The organism is Rhodococcus sp. GB-02 (genome assembly GCF_053470465.1).
In genome coordinates this window covers 325523-342625 of the sequence record NZ_JBPUKE010000001.1, presented here as the reverse complement: position 1 = coordinate 342625, position 17103 = coordinate 325523, and the positions used below count along the sequence as shown (strand labels likewise).

Annotated in this window: 18 protein-coding genes; 8 read left to right on the top strand and 10 right to left on the bottom strand. The window is 61.6% G+C overall.

Annotated features, from left to right (window positions below):
- Positions 1–44 precede the first annotated feature (44 nt).
- From gyrB to dnaA, 9 genes are all read right to left on the bottom strand, one after another.
- A complete protein-coding gene (gyrB, locus tag ACSW29_RS01685; protein ID WP_003942515.1) occupies positions 45–2081 on the bottom strand; it encodes a DNA topoisomerase (ATP-hydrolyzing) subunit B in 2037 nt (678 codons plus the stop codon).
- Between the two features lie 197 nt (positions 2082–2278).
- A complete protein-coding gene (locus ACSW29_RS01680; protein WP_448276212.1) occupies positions 2279–3202 on the bottom strand; it encodes an alpha/beta fold hydrolase in 924 nt (307 codons plus the stop codon).
- A 40-nt stretch (positions 3203–3242) separates the two neighbouring features.
- Entirely contained in the window at positions 3243–4364 is a 1122-nt protein-coding gene (locus ACSW29_RS01675; RefSeq protein ID WP_448277390.1) for a PDR/VanB family oxidoreductase, read from the bottom strand.
- A complete protein-coding gene (locus ACSW29_RS01670) occupies positions 4364–5275 on the bottom strand; it encodes a metal-dependent hydrolase (protein WP_230816193.1) in 912 nt (303 codons plus the stop codon). Before ACSW29_RS01670 ends, ACSW29_RS01675 begins: the two co-directional genes overlap by 1 nt.
- A 124-nt stretch (positions 5276–5399) precedes the next feature.
- A complete protein-coding gene (locus ACSW29_RS01665) occupies positions 5400–5945 on the bottom strand; it encodes a DUF721 family protein (protein ID WP_003942471.1) in 546 nt (181 codons plus the stop codon).
- Positions 5938–7167 carry a DNA replication/repair protein RecF gene (gene recF, locus ACSW29_RS01660; RefSeq protein WP_448276211.1) on the bottom strand — a complete coding sequence of 410 codons (1230 nt, stop codon included), beginning with the start codon at positions 7165–7167 and terminating at the stop codon, positions 5938–5940. Before recF ends, ACSW29_RS01665 begins: the two co-directional genes overlap by 8 nt.
- Entirely contained in the window at positions 7168–8076 is a 909-nt protein-coding gene (gene gnd, locus ACSW29_RS01655; protein WP_448276210.1) for a phosphogluconate dehydrogenase (NAD(+)-dependent, decarboxylating), read from the bottom strand.
- A 44-nt stretch (positions 8077–8120) separates the two neighbouring features.
- Complete coding sequence (gene dnaN / locus ACSW29_RS01650) at positions 8121–9305, bottom strand: DNA polymerase III subunit beta (protein ID WP_007729165.1); 1185 nt, start codon at positions 9303–9305, stop codon at positions 8121–8123.
- A gap of 585 nt (positions 9306–9890) precedes the next feature.
- Positions 9891–11453 carry a chromosomal replication initiator protein DnaA gene (gene dnaA / locus ACSW29_RS01645; RefSeq protein ID WP_003942491.1) on the bottom strand — a complete coding sequence of 521 codons (1563 nt, stop codon included), beginning with the start codon at positions 11451–11453 and terminating at the stop codon, positions 9891–9893.
- Positions 11454–12233: 780 nt separating this feature from the next.
- Between dnaA and rpmH the strand changes: the two genes are divergently transcribed.
- The 8 genes from rpmH (at position 12234) to ACSW29_RS01605 (ending at position 16562) form a co-directional block, all read left to right on the top strand.
- Positions 12234–12377, top strand: coding sequence for a 50S ribosomal protein L34 (gene rpmH / locus ACSW29_RS01640; RefSeq protein ID WP_003942540.1), 144 nt, complete (start codon positions 12234–12236; stop codon positions 12375–12377).
- Positions 12378–12403: 26 nt separating this feature from the next.
- On the top strand, positions 12404–12784 hold the full coding sequence (gene rnpA, locus ACSW29_RS01635; RefSeq protein ID WP_230816196.1) for a ribonuclease P protein component: 381 nt from the start codon (positions 12404–12406) through the stop codon (positions 12782–12784).
- Positions 12781–13161, top strand: a complete 381-nt coding sequence (gene yidD, locus ACSW29_RS01630) for a membrane protein insertion efficiency factor YidD (protein WP_007729147.1) — start codon at positions 12781–12783, stop codon at positions 13159–13161. Before rnpA ends, yidD begins: the two co-directional genes overlap by 4 nt.
- 4 nt (positions 13162–13165) lie before the next feature.
- Complete coding sequence (yidC, locus tag ACSW29_RS01625; protein WP_347872414.1) at positions 13166–14272, top strand: membrane protein insertase YidC; 1107 nt, start codon at positions 13166–13168, stop codon at positions 14270–14272.
- 20 nt (positions 14273–14292) lie between these two features.
- Entirely contained in the window at positions 14293–14856 is a 564-nt protein-coding gene (locus ACSW29_RS01620; protein ID WP_448276209.1) for a Jag family protein, read from the top strand.
- 301 nt (positions 14857–15157) lie between these two features.
- Positions 15158–15514 carry a hypothetical protein gene (locus tag ACSW29_RS01615; protein ID WP_448276208.1) on the top strand — a complete coding sequence of 119 codons (357 nt, stop codon included), beginning with the start codon at positions 15158–15160 and terminating at the stop codon, positions 15512–15514.
- Between the two features lie 47 nt (positions 15515–15561).
- The gene (locus tag ACSW29_RS01610) at positions 15562–16035 is read left to right on the top strand and encodes a GNAT family N-acetyltransferase (protein ID WP_448276207.1); all 474 of its coding nucleotides are present in this window, start codon (positions 15562–15564) and stop codon (positions 16033–16035) included.
- A 200-nt stretch (positions 16036–16235) separates the two neighbouring features.
- On the top strand, positions 16236–16562 hold the full coding sequence (locus tag ACSW29_RS01605) for a hypothetical protein (RefSeq protein WP_448276206.1): 327 nt from the start codon (positions 16236–16238) through the stop codon (positions 16560–16562).
- Positions 16563–16671: 109 nt separating this feature from the next.
- Here the strand turns inward: ACSW29_RS01605 and ACSW29_RS01600 are convergent, their stop codons facing one another.
- Positions 16672–16860: a hypothetical protein gene (locus tag ACSW29_RS01600; RefSeq protein ID WP_448276205.1), complete on the bottom strand. Its 189-nt coding sequence runs from the start codon at positions 16858–16860 to the stop codon at positions 16672–16674.
- Positions 16861–17103: the final 243 nt, after the last annotated feature.

The following is a 17103-nucleotide window of genomic DNA, read 5'->3' as shown; positions in this document are numbered from 1 at the left end:
AAAGGAGTCCGAGGACTCCTCAACCGCGCACAGGGCCGCAGGCCCTACACGTCGAGGAAACGAACGTCCCGGGCATTGCGGGTGATGAAGCTGCGTCGTGCTTCGACGTCTTCGCCCATCAGCACGCTGAACAGCTCGTCGGCAGCAGCCGCGTCGTCGAGCGTGACGAGACGCAGAACGCGCACCGTCGGGTCCATCGTGGTTTCCCACAGCTCCTTGGCGTTCATCTCGCCGAGGCCTTTGTAGCGCTGGATGCCGTCGTCCTTGTTGATCTTCTTGCCGGACTCGAGGCCGGCCTTGACCATCGCGTCGCGCTCGCGGTCGGAATACGCGAATTCCGGCTGCGCACCCTTCTGCCATTTGAGTTTGTACAGCGGCGGCTGCGCGAGGTAGACCTTGCCGTGCTCGACGAGCGGCCGCATGAAGCGGAACAGCAGCGTGAGCAGCAGCGTTGCGATGTGCTGACCGTCGACGTCGGCGTCGGCCATGAGCACGATCTTGTGATAGCGCAGCTTGGCGATGTCGAACTCGTCGTGGATGCCCGTGCCGAACGCGGTGATGATCGACTGGACTTCGGTGTTCTTGAGGACGCGATCGATACGCGCCTTCTCGACGTTGATGATCTTTCCGCGAAGCGGGAGGATCGCCTGGTACATCGAGTCTCGGCCGGACTTGGCCGAGCCGCCTGCGGAGTCGCCCTCCACAATGTAGATCTCGGACTTCTCCGGATCGTTGGAGCGGCAGTCGGCGAGCTTGCCGGGCAGGCCACCGAGGTCGGTCGCGCTCTTACGACGGACCAGCTCACGTGCCTTACGTGCGGCAACGCGGGCCTGTGCCGACGAAACAGCCTTGTTCACAATGGTTTTCGCGTCGGCGGGGTTCGCCTCGAACCAGTGCGCGAGGTGCTCGTTGCACGCCTTCTGGACGAAGGACTTGACCTCGGTGTTGCCGAGCTTGGTCTTGGTCTGACCCTCGAACTGGGGCTCACCGACCTTCACCGAGATGATGGCCGCGAGTCCTTCACGGATGTCGTCACCGGTGAGCTTGGGGTCCTTGTCCTTGAGCAGCTTCTTTTCGAGCGCGTACTTGTTGACCGTTGCGGTCAGTGCGGCGCGGAAGCCCTCTTCGTGGGTACCACCCTCGTGGGTGTTGATGGTGTTGGCGAAGGTGTGGACGGACTCCGAGTAACCGGAGTTCCACTGCATTGCGACCTCGAGCTCGTGGCCGGTGCCCTTGGCGGTGAATCCGACGACCGAGTTGTGGATCGGGGTCTTGCTCTTGTTGATGTGCCGGACGTAGTCCTCGAGTCCACCGGGGTAGTGGTAGATGCGGGTCTTGGACTTACGCGGCGCTGCCTGAGCAGCTTCTTCGGCTTCTTCGGCAGCAGACTTGGGAGCCTCGGCTACCTCGGCAGCTTCGTCGTCGATGACCTCGGCGCGCTCGTCGGTCAGCGTGATGGTCAGGCCCTTGTTGAGGAAGGCCATTTCCTGCAGACGACGCGCAACGGTCTCGAAGTTGTAGCGGGTGGTCTCGAAGATCTCGGGATCGGCCCAGAAACTGACGGTGGTGCCGGTCTCCTTCGTCGGATCGCCCTGTACGAGCTCTCCCGGCTTGGAATCGGTGTACGTCTGCTGCCACCGGTAGCCGTCGACCTTGATGTCGACGTCGAGCCGGGTGGAGAGCGCGTTGACCACCGAGATACCGACGCCGTGCAGACCACCGGAGACGGCGTAGGAGTCGGAGTCGAACTTGCCGCCGGCGTGCAGCTGGGTCAGCACGACCTCGACGGTGGGAACTCCGGAGGCATGCATGCCGACCGGGATGCCACGGCCGTCGTCGATGACGCGGATTCCGCCGTCTTCGAGGAGAGTGACCTCGACCTTGGTGGCGTGTCCGGCCATCGCCTCGTCGACCGAGTTGTCGACGACCTCCCAAATGAGGTGGTGCAGGCCGCGTTCACCGGTGGAACCGATGTACATGCCTGGACGCTTACGTACCGCCTCGAGTCCTTCGAGGACGGTGATGGACGACGCGTTGTAGTCCTTGCTGGAAGTGCTTGTATCTGACTTCTGGGCAGCCACGGGTGGGTAGCTCTCCTTCTCCGTCAATACTCGAGCGCAGCCGTCAGCAAGCCCTTGCGGGTGTCGTCGGAGCGGGTTCGAGAATGTTGCCGCTAGTTACCGTTGACCATCTTACTGGTAAGCACCGACTAGAAGCGGCCAATGACACCCCTGGCTGCGCCGCAGACGAATTTTTACGATCCCCGGAAGGTGAAACGCTAGGAAGTTTGCTTCTCCAAGCGACGCTCTCTCAGGCTCGCGATAAATGCCCGCGCATGTTCGGCAACCTCGCCAGGATGTGAAAACGGCGACCAGTGTCCCGCGGGAATTTCACGTCGCTGCAGGTCGGAGACCCATTTTTCGGCGTCCTCGTATCCCACCGGACGAACGGCTTTGTCGTACTTGTTCAGAATGAGCTGAACGGGCACGTCCGTGTACCGATCCCGCGGCTTGCCGAGAGACGGCCGGATGTTCGCGCGATAAAGCTTGAGTCCGTTCACCATGTCGTCGGCGATGGTGGGCGCGGTGTTGACCACACGGGGGTCCAGACCGTCGAAGAACCCCAGAAATGCCGGCCAGTGCTTGGAGAACCACAGACGCAACGGAAGGGTGCACAGGCCGGGAATCTGGAACAGAACGGTGTAGGCCGACGCAATTCCCTGCGCCGCCGGGCCGAGGAAACGACGCTTGGACGCGCTCGCCCGGATCCACTTACCGAGATGATCGAGATTCGGGCCCGAGATGGAAGAGAACGACGCGATCTTCTCTTCGGCACCCGGCTCGCAGACTGCCTCCCAGGTTTCGACGGATCCCCAGTCGTGTGCCAGAACGTGCACCGGCTTACCCGGGCTGACCGCGTCGATGACGGCAAACAGATCGCCGGCCAGTGCGCTCAGTTGGTAGTCCTGCACCCTCGAGGGGATCGTGCTCTCGCCGGCCCCGCGGCTGTCGTAGCTGACGACGCGGAAGTCATCTGCGAGCAAAGGCACGACGCGGTTCCACAATTCATGGGTGTCGGGCCAACCATGCACCAGGACGATGGTCTCACCGTCCGCTTTGCCCTGCTCGAACACGGCCAGGCTGACGGAACTGTTGGTCACCCGACGCGCGGTCACGGCATGGACAGGAGAGTGTTTGGACATTGACTGACCCTTCGGCTGTGAATCCTTCGGACTGAGAAATCTAGAGATCGAGAACGAGACGTCCACCGTCGGAACGGGATACGCAGATGAGCATCTCCGTTTCCTGCTCGGTGTCGGTCAGACGCCTTTCGCGGTGATCGGGTTTACCCGCGAGCACCTTCACACGACAGGTTCCGCAGAAACCCTGCTGACACGAGTACCCCACCCCGGGCAACGTCTTCTTGATGACGTCGAGTGTGGACTCGTCGGCAGGCACGGTGAGCACCTGACCCGAATTGACCAGCTGCACTTCGAATTCTTTGCCGTCGATCACCGGCGGAGCCCCGAACCGCTCGAAATGCAAAGCGGCAGAAGGCGTATCGCGGAATCCGCGGCGGACGGCGTCGAGCATCGGCGTCGGGCCACAGCAGTACACGGCGCCGCCGACCGGTGCTCGCCCGAGAAGGTCTGCGGTGGTGGGCAATCCGAACTCGTCGTCCGGACGCACGAAGACACGCTCGGGATCCCAGGTTGCGATCTCGTCGAGGAATGGCATGGATTCACGGGAGCGGCCGGAGTACACGAAGTACCAGTCCATCCCCAATTCTCTTGCCGCACGGACCATTGCGATGATCGGTGTGATGCCGATACCGCCGGCAACAAACAACGCGCTGCCTTCGCCCACAAAGGGGAAGCCGTTGCGAGGTCCGCGAACAGTGACGTGCTCACCAGGTTGGAGAGCGTGCATCTCGATGGAACCGCCACCGCCGTCGGGGATCCGGCGCACCGCGACGCTGTATCCCGTGCGATCAGCGGGATCGCCGCACAGCGAATACTGACGCCGCAGACCCGAAGGTAGATGGAAATCCAGGTGCGAACCCGGATGCCACGGCGGAATCGGAGAGCCGTCGGCGGATTCGAAGCGCAGGCGAACGACGTTCTCGTCGGTGGCCACCACCTCACGTGTGCTGACCACCATGTTCATGGCCGTGTCGGGGTTGTGGCCCGCGATCTCGGGGTTGTAGTCGTAGGCCGTCAACACCCGAAGGTACTTGTCCGCCAACAACTCCGTGATACGCATGGCGCGGTCGGGACGGTTCTTGCCGGACAGATCGGGTGGCGCCGGAAACCGCGGCAACCCGTCGTGACCGGAGATTACGTCCTTGACCCTCGAGAGTGAAATCACCGTGCGGCCGCCTGGGCTGCGGGTGACGACGCCAGGTATTGCACCGCCTGGGCGGTCGAGCCCTCTTTGCTGGGGTGGTACGACTTGCTGAAGTAGGTCGACATCCGCTTGGCCAGCTCGAACGACGTGGGAACTGTGCCTCGCTTACCCGCCGCGATGAAATCGGACAGGTGAGGGCGTCGACGGCTGGGAGCCTGAGCGGCAAGTTCGGGATCGTTGCGCATGAGGAACCTGGTGCCACGAATCCACAGCCACACCAGTACCGGCGTGACGACGATCTGCGTTCGGATGCGGCGTGTCTCGCGCTTGTCGAAGTAACGCATCACGTCGTAAGCAACGGAGCGGTGTTCGACCTCTTCGGCGCCGTGCCAGCGGAGCAGATCGAGCATGGTCGGGTGCATGCCGGCTTTGTCGAGTCCCTTGGCGTTGAGCACCCAGTCACCGAGGAAAGCCGTGATGTGTTCGATGGCCGCGATGATCGCCAAGCGCTCCACCAGGTGATTCTCGGCACGCAGTCCTGTCATCGGGCGCGGACCGAGCAGTTTCGAGAAGGTCCACTCCATCTGCTGCGTGTACGGCGTCGGATCGAGCCCGTTCTCCCTGAGATGGACCAGCACGCCCGAGTGCGCGTTGGAGTGCATCGCCTCTTGGCCGATGAATCCGACGACGTCCTCGCGGAGCTTCTCGTCCTCGATGAGAGGAAGAGCTTCCTTGAAGGTCTCGACAAACCATTCCTCACCGGCAGGGAGGAGAAGGTGAAGCACGTTGAGAACGTGTGTGCTGAACGGATCGCCCGGAATCCAGTGCATGGGCAGATCGGACCAGTCGAACTCGACATTGCGAGCCTGCAACAGGATGTGATCCGGCTCGGCGAACGACGAAGCGGGTGTCGATATCTTCTGCGACATCTGGCTACTCCTTCATGCCTGCCGAACGGTGGGGAACGACAGCCTTGTGACACAGTTCACTCACTAGCGAGTTTTAACTGTAACACGAAGTAATAGGTAGAACCAGAGCCTGGTTGAGTTTTCCTCAGCCGTACGTATCGCGAGGTCCGCGGCCTTTCACATGCCTTTCACCCTTGCGCCAGCTCGGCGCGCTCGGTCCGGTGATGCGCAGCGTCTTCACGACACCGTCACCCACGGCAGCGGCAATTTTTGCCAGGATCTGCGACTGCATCATGCGCAGCTGGGTCGCCCACGCCGTCGACTCGGCGGAGATGCTGAGTACACCTTCTTTCAGGGAAATCGGCTCGGCATGGGCAGAGATGTCTTCACCGACGACCTGCGGCCACCGTCCGAGGACCGTGCCCTCGGACACCTTGGGGGACCACCCACGCGACTTGGAGATCGCACTGGTGAGAGCACCGAACGGCTGAGGGTCCCGCGCATCCGGGCCAGGGCCCGACCAACCGCTGCGCCGACGCGGGCGGCCGCTTCCGTATTTGGGCGACGAACGTCCCTGCCCAACGGCCTTGCCATTGGCCTTGGCCGTCGCACGCGCCTCCTCGAGGGCGCGGCGCGCCAGATCGATCCCTTTGAGCTCGGGCTCCGGAGCCGCGCTGCTGTCTTCAGTCATCGAACTCGACCTCCTGATCTGTCGAGCCTACGGGCACTATCCGGGATATCCGACCGTCTCCGGTATCTGAGGCTTCGACGCCGAACTTGGCCGCCTCGAGTTCGTCCGGCACATCTTCGGGAACCGCAGCCGTGATCAGTACCTGTTCTGCGGTGGCGGCAACAGTGGCGAGCGCACGACGGCGACGCCTGTCCAATTCCGCGAAGACGTCGTCCAGCATCAGGACCGGGTCGCTGCCGTCTGCCCGCAGTAGGGCAAAACCTGCCAGTCTCAGCGAAAGCGCAAAAGACCACGATTCACCATGGCTGGCAAAGCCTTTCGCCGGACTGTCGCCGAGAATCAGCTCCAGATCATCCCGATGCGGACCGACCAGACACACTCCACGATCGATTTCCTTCGACCGCATCTGCGCCAACTCGAGATGAAATCGCTCCTCGAGGTACGGAACGTCATCGATACCGGAAATCCTTGCGGGGTCGGTGAATTCGGGATCCAACGACGCACCCAGGCTGCTCTTGTATCGAATCGACGCCGGCCGGGATTCGGGTGCGATGGAACGATACGACTCTGCCAGATGCGGCGCCAGATCGTGGACCAACTCGAGGCGCCCGGCCAACAATTGTGCGCCGTGAGCGGCCAGATGCCCGTCCCACACCTCGAGGGTGGAGAGAACGTTGTCGGACTCGCCACCACGGGAACCGCGACGCAAAGCCGCGCCGGCAGTTTTGAGTAGCGCCGAACGCTGGCGTAGCACCTTGTCGTAATCCGCACGGACAGAGGCCATTCGGGGAATCCGGGACGTCAACAACTCGTCGAGATAGCGTCGACGATCACCAGGATCGCCGCGTACCAACGACAAATCCTCCGGCGCGAACATCACCGACTGCAGAATCCCCAGAACTTCACGCGGACGACGCGTCGGAGACTGATTTATCCTGGCGCGGTTGGACTTTCCCTCGATCAGTTCGACATCGATGGTCAGTTCGCGCCCGTTGTTGACCACCGTTGCACCGGCGAAGGCACTGGCGGAACCGCTGCGGATCATCGGTGCATCCGCGGACACTCGATGTGACGACAGCGTCGACAGATACCCGAGCGACTCGAGGACGTTTGTTTTTCCGTGCCCGTTCGAACCGAGGAACACGGTTGTTCCCGGCGTGAGGTCGAGCGTCAGCGAATCCCAGGATCGGAAGTCACGCAGCGAAAATCTACGAACGAACACTTAGCTTCCAGAAGCCGAATTCTTGGGCGAAGCGCTCTTGACCGCGTGACCACCGAACTGATTGCGCAAGGCCGACACTGCCTTCATGGCCGGTGAATCATCCTGTCGCGAAGCAAATCTCGCGAACAGCGCAGCAGAGATGACAGGAGCGGGGACCGCGTGCTTGATGGCTTCCTCTACCGTCCAGCGGCCCTCACCGGAATCCTCGGTATAGCCCGTGATCTGCGCAAGCTCCGGATCCTCCTCGAGGGCGTCGACAAGCAGATCGAGCAACCACGAACGTACAACGGTTCCCTTCGACCAGGCTCGGAGCACACCGGGAACGTCCGCGATCAGGCTTTCCGCCTCGAGGAGCTCGTACCCTTCGGCATACGCCTGCATCAGGCCGTATTCGATGCCGTTGTGCACCATCTTCGCGTAATGACCAGCACCGACCGGGCCTGCGTGGACAAAGCCGTCTGCAGCGTCGCCGTCGGGGCGAAGAGCGTCGAAGATCGGCATTGCCTTCGCCACGTCGGGCTTGGATCCGCCCACCATCAGGCCGTAGCCGTTCTCACGGCCCCAGATGCCACCGGAGACACCGCAGTCGAGGAAACCGATCCCACGGGCGCCCAACAGCTCAGCATGGACAGCGTCGTCGGTGTAGCGAGAGTTTCCACCGTCGATGACCAGATCGCCGCCCTCGAGGGCATCCGCCAGTTCGGCAATGGTGCTCTGGGTGATGTCACCAGCCGGAACCATCACCCAGACGACTCGAGGTCCCTCGAGGGAAGCAGCGAGTTCGGTAAGTGACCCGACATCGGTGACTTCTGGTCGAGGGTCGTATCCGATCACCTCGAGGCCATGCGCGCGCAAGCGCTCACGCATGTTGAAACCCATCTTGCCGAGACCTACGAGTCCGATCTTCATACTGTTCTCCCTGGTCAGGCGCGAACTGAAGTGCGGGGTACCACTCAGCCCGGAAGGCGAACCGGCATCAGCAGGTACGTGTATTCGCTCGAGGGCGCAGCGAAGTTACCGGACTCGTCCGCCGTGGGCTCTTCCTCAGCCGCGGGGCGAAGAACAGCCGGACGGCTGGGAGTGGTGAAGCCGAACAGAACGTTCTCGCTGTGAAGCGAGTTCAACCCGTCGATCAGGTAACCGGGGTTGAACGCAATGGTGAGTGCTTCGCCCTGGAACGACGCGTTGAGCGTTTCTTCCGCGCGACCGGCGTCGTCGCCACCAGCGGAGAGGAGCAGGCCGTCAGCGGAGAACTGCATGCGAACCTGTGCGCCACGCTCGGCGACGAGTGCTACACGCTTGATGGCCTCGATGAGAGGCGTGACCTCGACCGTTGCCATCGCGGTGTGCTGAGCGGGAAGCAACTGACGGAACTTCGGGAACTCGGCGTCGAGGAGACGCGTCGTGGTGCGGCGTCCGTCGTTGACGATGCCGAGGAGTCCGTCGTTTCCGATGGTCGTACCGGAACCGAGAGCCAACTCGACCGGCGAATTTGCATTGCCGGCAAGCGTTTTCGCGGACTCGGACAGAGTCTTGGCCGGGATGAGAACAGCTGCCTGGACGTCCGGGTTTGCTGGAGTCCACTCGAGTTCACGCACGGCGAGACGGAAGCGGTCGGTAGCGGCGAGGACGATCGAATTCTGTTCGATCTCGACACGGATACCCGTGAGCATCGGAAGGGTGTCGTCCTTGCCGGCTGCAACGGCTACCTGGCTGATGGCTTCGGAGAACAGGTCGACGGGAATGGACCCGGACTGCTGCGGAAGCGTCGGAAGCTGGGGGTAGTCCTCGACCGGCATCGTGGGCAGGGAGAACTTGGCGCTTCCGCACGAGATGAGCACGCGAGTGCCCTCGAGGGTCACATCGACCGGCTTGTTGGGAAGCGACTTGGTGATATCGGCAAGGAGGCGACCGGAGACGAGTGCCTGACCTGCAGTGGTGACATCTGCCGAGACGCGGACCTGCGCGGATACCTCGTAGTCGAACCCGGAAACGGTGAGCCCGGCTTCGGTTGCGTCGAGAAGAACTCCGCCGAGAACCGGCACGGGCGGCCTCGAGGGCAGGCTACGAGCAACCCACGCTACTGAATCAGCGAACTCTTCCCGGGAAACGCGAAACTTCAGGCTTCCAAGCTCCATCGCCGGGTTATTCCTCTCGGTAGGCATGTTCGTCTGCTGCGGATCTGCATCAGCTCACTTGAAGTCTGACACAGACCAAGCGATGCCCACCGTATGCCCTCGAGGGCGCAAGTGGAAAGCCGAAGCCGGGACGAGCGCAGCCTGAGGCGAGGTTCTCAACAGGAGTTGTCCCCAGAACTATTTTCAAAGAGCTTTTCCTAGGAAATTCTCAGTAGTAGTAATAAGTCCTGTGCAATCTGTGGAGCAACGGTTGTCGACGCTGGTAGGTCCCCTCGAGGACCTGTGCACTTCTCGAGGACAGACTCGAGGACCAATCGACCCCCTCTGTGCACTCTCTGAAAGTTTTCGGATTCCTCCTCGAGAACTCCACAGACTTCCAGAGTTATCAACACAGTTATCCACAGATGTGAATACTTTTCACAAGAAACGAAGAGTTTGTTCTCATCGGCGTGTCTGACTCCGGCGTGTCGTCTCTCGAGGAGGACAACCGCCCTCGAGGGGACCGCACGTGGAACCCTTCGAATACACCGATGCCGCTCGAGGGAAACCTCTGCCTCGAGCGGCATCGATCGAAATAAGTGCAGGTCAACGCTTGGAGCGCTGCTTGATCCTTGCGGTCAACTCCTGAACCTGGTCGTACACCTTGCGGCGTTCCGTCATTTCCTTACGGATCTTCTTGTCGGCGTACATGACCGTGGTGTGGTCACGGCCGAACGTCTGACCGATCTTCGGCAATGACAAATCAGTGAGCTCACGGCACAGATACATCGAGATCTGGCGGGCCTGAGCGAGCGGCCGGGCCTTACCCGGCCCACACAGGTCGTCGATCGACATGTTGAAGTATTCGGCCGTCACCGCCATGATCGTCGCCGCGTTGATCTCGAGGCTCGACGAATCGGGCATCAGATCTCGCAGGACCACCTCGGCCAACGTCAGATCCAACGGCTGACGGTTGAGCGAGGCAAAAGCGGTGACGCGGATCAACGCGCCCTCGAGTTCACGAATGTTGCGCTCGATACGGCTGGCAATCAGCTCGAGGACGTCGTGCGGGACCTCGAGGCGATCCATCCGCGCCTTCTTGCTCAGAATCGCGATACGCGTCTCGAGCTCAGGCGGCTGAACGTCGGTGATCAGGCCCCATTCGAAGCGCGTCCGCAGACGCTCCTCGAGAGTTGCCAACTGCTTGGGCGGGCGGTCCGAGGAAACGACGATCTGCTTGTTCGCGTTGTGCAAGGTGTTGAAGGTATGGAAGAACTCCTCCTGAATACCTTCCTTGCCCTCGATGAACTGGATGTCGTCGACCAGCAGGACATCCGTTTCTCGGTAGCGACGCTTGAACGCGACCTTGCGGTCGTCACGAAGACTGTTGATGAAGTCGTTGGTGAATTCTTCGGTCGAGACGTACTTGACCCTCATGCCAGGGAACAGGCGCTGTGCGTAGTGGCCGGCGGCGTGAAGAAGATGCGTCTTGCCCAGTCCCGAAGCTCCCCAGATGAACAAGGGGTTGTAGGCACGCGCCGGCGCCTCCGCGATCGCGACGGCAGCGGCATGAGCGAATCGGTTGGACGAACCGATCACAAAAGTGTCGAAGGTGTACTTCGCGTTGAGGCTGTTGGCGCCGGACCCCGAAGCAGAAGGAGTAGCGGGCGGCTTCGTGAAGTACGACGGCCACGATTCGTGAACGCTCGCGAGTGCTTCGCGGTCGTCGTCGACTTCTTCGGTCTCGGCAGTCTCGGAGTCCGACGGTTCGCCGTCGCCTTCGGTGAATCTGCGACGACGGTATGCGCCCGAGCTGTTGACCGACTCGAACTGACGGCTGCCCGTGCGCTCCTCGACCGGTTCGGCGGGTGCGTCGGCATCGTCTTCGAGTGCGATGCGGACACCGAGTCCTTCGACCTGACCGCCGAGATGGCGTCCGAGTGCCTGCAGGATCGGCTCGCGTAGATCGCGCTCGATCGTTTCTTGAGCAAATGGCGATGGAACCGAGAGGAGTGCAAAACCCTGAGCAAGTGTGAGAGGCCTCACCAGACGGACAAACGCCTTCTGCTTGCTGCTCAAAGCCGGAAGATTACTTCCGGGGTCATCACTCGTGAGTTCTGCAACCACGTCGACCCAGACCCGTGCGAGCGCGTTGGGATCGTCGTTCACGTGGTTCCTTCCCGTGTTTCGCCGACAGTGGGTGTGCTGCAGCTGCCGAGCGTATGGCTGCGGCGTCGAATGATTCGGTGGATTACCACCCGGGGTGAGAACCCCGTAACAGGCTACGAATATGCCACCTGGGCTGTGTTTCCACACAATTATCCACAGATGTGGACAAACCTGCACTGAGTCGGTTTTTTCGTCAACCAAATTCGCTGAAGTGACCGAGAAATTGATCTACCTGCAACTTTGTGGGAACTCGAGGCGTTCGCCACTTGGTGTCGGGGATGCGTCAACACTCACAGCCCTGTGGATGAATGTGGAAACTCGGGATTCGGGGTCGCGTCCGGCGCTCATGCCCGTATGTGCTGATGAGGCCTTGTGGAGAGCACGCGCAGGTGGAACTGTCCGGCTTGCGTGCGGGCCACCTGCAGTCCGTAGCGGAACTGTTGCCAAGGTCACACTTGCCGCCTCGCTCGAGGTCACGGCCGTATGCACACCAGTTTGGGAATCTGCGGAATAATGCAACTGTCGGCGTGTCGTCGCAGTTGCCGCGGAAGGGCTTCGAATCGGGCTGGTTTGACCTTGGCAACGGTGGTAAGTAACCTCGAACGGTCACCCGCTGGTGGTGATCGCTTCGTGCTGGCTACATATGTCAGGTCGGATCGGTCTTCCAAGCCACAACGAGTGAAGTTGATTGTTCTGTACCTGTTGGATCCAAAGGCGCCGTAAGGCGTCGATCACTGAATGACGCCGGGAGGCGTCAATGAACTTCGAGGAGTGTTGACCGTGGCCAAGGGCAAGCGGACGTTCCAGCCGAATAATCGCCGCCGCGCGCGTGTTCACGGCTTCCGTCTTCGTATGCGTACCCGTGCGGGTCGTGCAATCGTTTCGGCGCGTCGCCGTAAGGGCCGCGATTCCCTCACCGCCTGATCTGATTTCGAGTTCAGGAGCTCGGGGTGTTGCCTGAGCCGTTCCGGTTGCGTCGCCACGCGGATTTCTCCGTGGCGACGCGACGTGGGCGTCGTATGGGAAGACGCGACCTTGTCGTGCACGCGTTCAATCGCGAGCAAGTAGAGGCGCTGGTAGTAACAAATCACGGTCCCCGTTTCGGGCTGATCGTGAGCAAGGCTGTCGGGCCGGCGGTGATTCGACATCGAGTCGCACGCCGGCTTCGTCATATCTGTGCAGATTTCGTCGGACAGGTTTCGCCGGAGACAGACGTGGTTATCCGCGCACTTCCGGGCGCAGCTACCGCCAGTTCAGCCGAACTGGCCAAGCAGTTGCGTGGGGGCCTGACCAAAATGAACCTATTGGTGTCGGTAAGTGAAGAGCCATGAGTACTCCGCTCTCTGAGCAGATCGAGACTCCCAGAGCCTCCCGTGTCATCACGGTGTTGAAGGCTGTGCGTCGCGCTCCCGCCACTGTTCTCATCTTCTGTATCGAGTTGTACCGGACGTATGTGTCGCCCTTGAGGATGCCGACCTGCCGGTTCACCCCCACCTGCAGTGAATACGCAGTCGAAGCGCTGCGCACTCACGGGGCGATCAAAGGCCTTTTCTTGACTGTGGTGCGGTTGGCGAAGTGTGCCCCCTGGCATTCTGGAGGGTGGGACCCTGTCCCTGCCCGTCGTGACCGTGATGCGGGTAGCCGCCATAGCTGTCCGGAAGCACGCGCAGCGTGTCACAGTCCGACGGACGAACAGAGGAGTACTTAGAGCCGTGCTCAATTTCATTTACTATCCGGTATCCGCGATTCTGTGGGTCTGGCACAAGGTCTTCGGGTTCATTCTCGGCCCGGACAACGGAATAGCCTGGGCGCTTTCCGTGGTGTTCCTGGTGTTCACCTTGCGTGCGGTTCTGTACAAGCCGTTCGTGAAGCAGGTCCGCACGACCCGCCAGATGCAGGAATTGCAGCCGCAGATCAAGGCATTGCAGAAGAAGTATTCGGGCGACCGCCAGCGCCAGGCCACCGAGATGCAGAAGCTCCAGAAGGAGCACGGATTCAACCCGATCATGGGCTGCCTTCCGGTCTTGGCTCAGGCCCCGGTATTCATCGGTCTGTTCCACGTCCTGCGCTCGTTCAACCGCACCGGCACCGGCATGGGCCAGCTGGGCATGAGCGCCGAGGACAACCTCAACACCCCGAACTACGTCTTCTCGGCCACTGACGTCCAGTCATTCCTGGATGCTCGTCTGTTCGGCGCGCCCATCTCGGCCGCGATCACGACGCCGGTCGCGCAGCTTCAGGCTTACGTCACCGAGAACGTTCCCGAGCTTCCGTCACGCCTGAACATCATTCTCGTGGCCGCTCCGCTGATGATCATCGCCAGCATCGCGACGCACTTCAACTCACGCGCTTCCGTTGCCCGTCAGAGTGAAGCAGCTGCCGCGAATCCGCAGTCGGCGATCATGAACAAGCTCGCGCTGTACGTCTTCCCGCTCGGCGTTCTGGTCGGTGGACCGTTCCTCCCGATCGCGATCCTCCTGTACTGGGTGTCGAACAACATCTGGACCTATGGTCAGCAGCACCTCGTCTTCCGCAAGATCGACGCCGAAGAAGAAGCCAAGAAGCAGGAAGCGATCACTCGCCGCAACGACAATGCGCCCAAGCCCGGTGCCCGTCCGGATCCCAATAAGAAGAAGGGATCCCCGGCTGCGCTGAAGACCGCGGAATCAGCTGACGACGACGGCGACGCACCGGAAGTTTCGCTCAAGAAGCCACAGCCGAAGCCCTCGGGTTCCAGTGGTGGGTCCACGTCGAAACCTAAACAGAACCGGCCACAGAGCAACCGCGGCAACTCCCCCAAGCGCAATAAACGGCGCTGATCCAGGAAAGAGAACGACCAATGTCCAGTGAAGCTGACATCGTTGTGGATGGAGAGAACGCAGACGTGAGCACCGAGACCACTGCGCCGGTTACCGATGTGGATGTAGACATCGAAGATTCCGATGATGACCTGATCGAAGAGGGCGAGATCGCCGGCGACTACCTCGAGCAGTTGCTCGACGTTCTCGATTTCGACGGAGACATCGACCTTGACGTCGAGGGCGATCGGGCGATCGTCAGCATCGACGGCGGCGACGACCTGACCAAGCTCGTGGGACGCAAGGGTGAGGTTCTGGATGCTCTCCAGGAGCTGACTCGTCTGGCAGTTCAGCAGTCGACCGGAGAGCGCAGCCGCTTGATGCTCGACATCGCCGGCTGGCGTGCAGGCCGTCGCGAAGCACTCAGTGCTCTCGGTGCGGAAGCAGCACATCGTGTTCTCGAGACCGGCGAACGCGAGGAGCTTGCTCCGATGACGCCGTTCGAACGCAAGATCGTGCACGACGCCGTCGCCAAGGTCGCCGGTGTTTCCAGCGAGAGCGAAGGCGCTGAGCCGTCTCGTCGAGTGGTTGTCCTCAAAGACTGACGCTCCCCCTTGAACGAACGCGGGCCCCGGATTTTCCGGGGCCCGCTTTTGTGTCCGAGAGGTGTTTCACGTGAAACCGAATCCGGCGGCACGGTGAAGGTTAGGTACCTATCGTTGTCGACATGTCGCACGAGCGCTCCGGAATCCCTCTCGGATTGATGGCGTGAACCGTTCGGCGCGGACCGGCGCGTACTCGTCGCCATGTCCGATCTCTATTTCGGAACCAGTCGCCAATGAAGCGTCACGAAGGGAAGCAATGGTGCTGATCCGACCCGCGACACGGGCCGAGCTGGAAGAGCCCGTGGGGTTCGCGGTGAACGATCCGGTCGGGTTCGTCGATGCTGACTCGCTCCGGGAAGAGGTGGCGGCCGGACGGCTTCGTCCGGAATGGAGGTGGTTCGCCGTTGACGGCTCCAGGATCGTTGCGCGTGCCCTGTGGTGGGGGCGTGAGGACAGCGAGCGTCCGCTCGCCCTTGATTTCCTCCACGTGCTGGCTGACGTGCCGGATCGTGTCGCGCTTGCCGCCGAACTCATGTCGCGGGCACACGCCGAGTTCCACGCGAAGCCTGAGTATGTGCTGGTCGTGCCGACCGCCCGGCAAGACGCGGATTCCGCCGTCGCAGACGCCGTGTCCTGGCGGCCCAGGCGGCCGGACTGACCGAGATCATCGAGCGGCTGCGTTTCGAGTGGACGCCTGCGGCCGGTGTGCCCGCCCCCTCCGAGCGTCTGATTTTCCGTCCCGCCTCCGATGAGGAGTTCCTCGCGGTGTTCCAGCGGGTCGCTGTCGGCAGCCTGGACGTCGCCACGCAACGAGGCATCGCGGCGACGGACGTCGTCAGCCAGGCCCGGGACGATCTTGAGTTCTACCGGTCGTGCCCCGGCGAACGATCGTGGTGGCGGCTGGCGGAGACCATGGAAGGGACGCTGGTCGGCTTCGCGATCCCGTCCGCGACGCCCTACCACCGCAACGTCGGATACCTCGGAGTAGTGCCAGAGCTGCGCGGGTGCCGCTACGTGGACGACATCCTCTGCGAAATCGCCCGCGTTCGCGCGGCCGATGGTGCCGATCGCATCACCGCGACCACGGACGTGCCCAACACGCCCATGGCCGCGGCGTTCGCGCGGGCGAACTACCAAGTGACCGAGGTCAGGCTGGTGTTCGAAGCCCCGGCGGGCTGAGCCGGGTGTCAACCGGAAGTTCGCTGCCCTGCTGCAACGGTGTCGTACGAAGATGGAGGTCTCCAGATCCGGTCACCCGGTCGCGGAAGTGCAACTATTGGATGCGCGGGCGCGGCCGGCTTGGCACATTCGGCGATACGCTCGGTCACTCGCATCGCCACCGGCGGCACGGTGAAGGTTAGGTACCTATCGTTGTCGACATGTCGCACGAGCGCTCCGGATTCCCTCTCGGATTGATGGTCTTGGGTGCTTTGATCGGGATGCTCGTGTGCGGCCTGAGCTATTGGCCCGTGGTCTTCGAACTGCAGCAGAGAATGGAAGTCCAGTCCTTCCCGCCGGGCGGTGTGGAGTACTGGCTCTGCTGGTTGTTGCCGCTGGGAGTAGTCGCCGTCGTATTCATTCCGCTTGCACTGGCATGGCGATCCGGGAGAGCAGTCATGCTCAGCTTCATCATTGCCTTCTTGGCTGTCGGCGGCGCACTGTGCATGTTCGGATATTCGATCGAAAACATGCCGTACTACATGTGAGCCCCTCCCCTCCCCCAGCTGGAATGGTCGGCCCTTCGTTTCACGTGAAACCGGATCGATGGTTGTTGCCCCGAGCCCTCGATCTCTATCCCAGATTGGTATTGGACGCCTATTGGATGGCGATCACGAGTTCAATTGCTTCGGGTGTGCCGTCGTCAGCGAGAACCCCAACCTGACGGATGCTGCCGTGAACCAACTTCAGTCCGTCACCGTTTGCTTGATCGATCATCGCGATCTGTGCGGTTTCGGCGCCCAGATCGCCGAGATCGGAATCGTCTTCGGATGTTTCGAGTGTCACGAACAGCTCGTCGCGCGCCGGGAGTGTGCCGGATTCGAAGATCGTTCCGGAGATGCCAACTGGCTCGGCGGGGATCTGGGCAGTCCACTAGCAGAACAGAACTTCGACGACCTCAGCTTCGACCAACCTATTCGAGTGCGAGGTTCCGGATTTCGTGTTGGATTCCAACCCAGTGTTGAGCCAGCATGGAACGACGGTGCACGGTGCAGTCGAGTTCAAGTGAGTCGATAAACGCAGACCCTT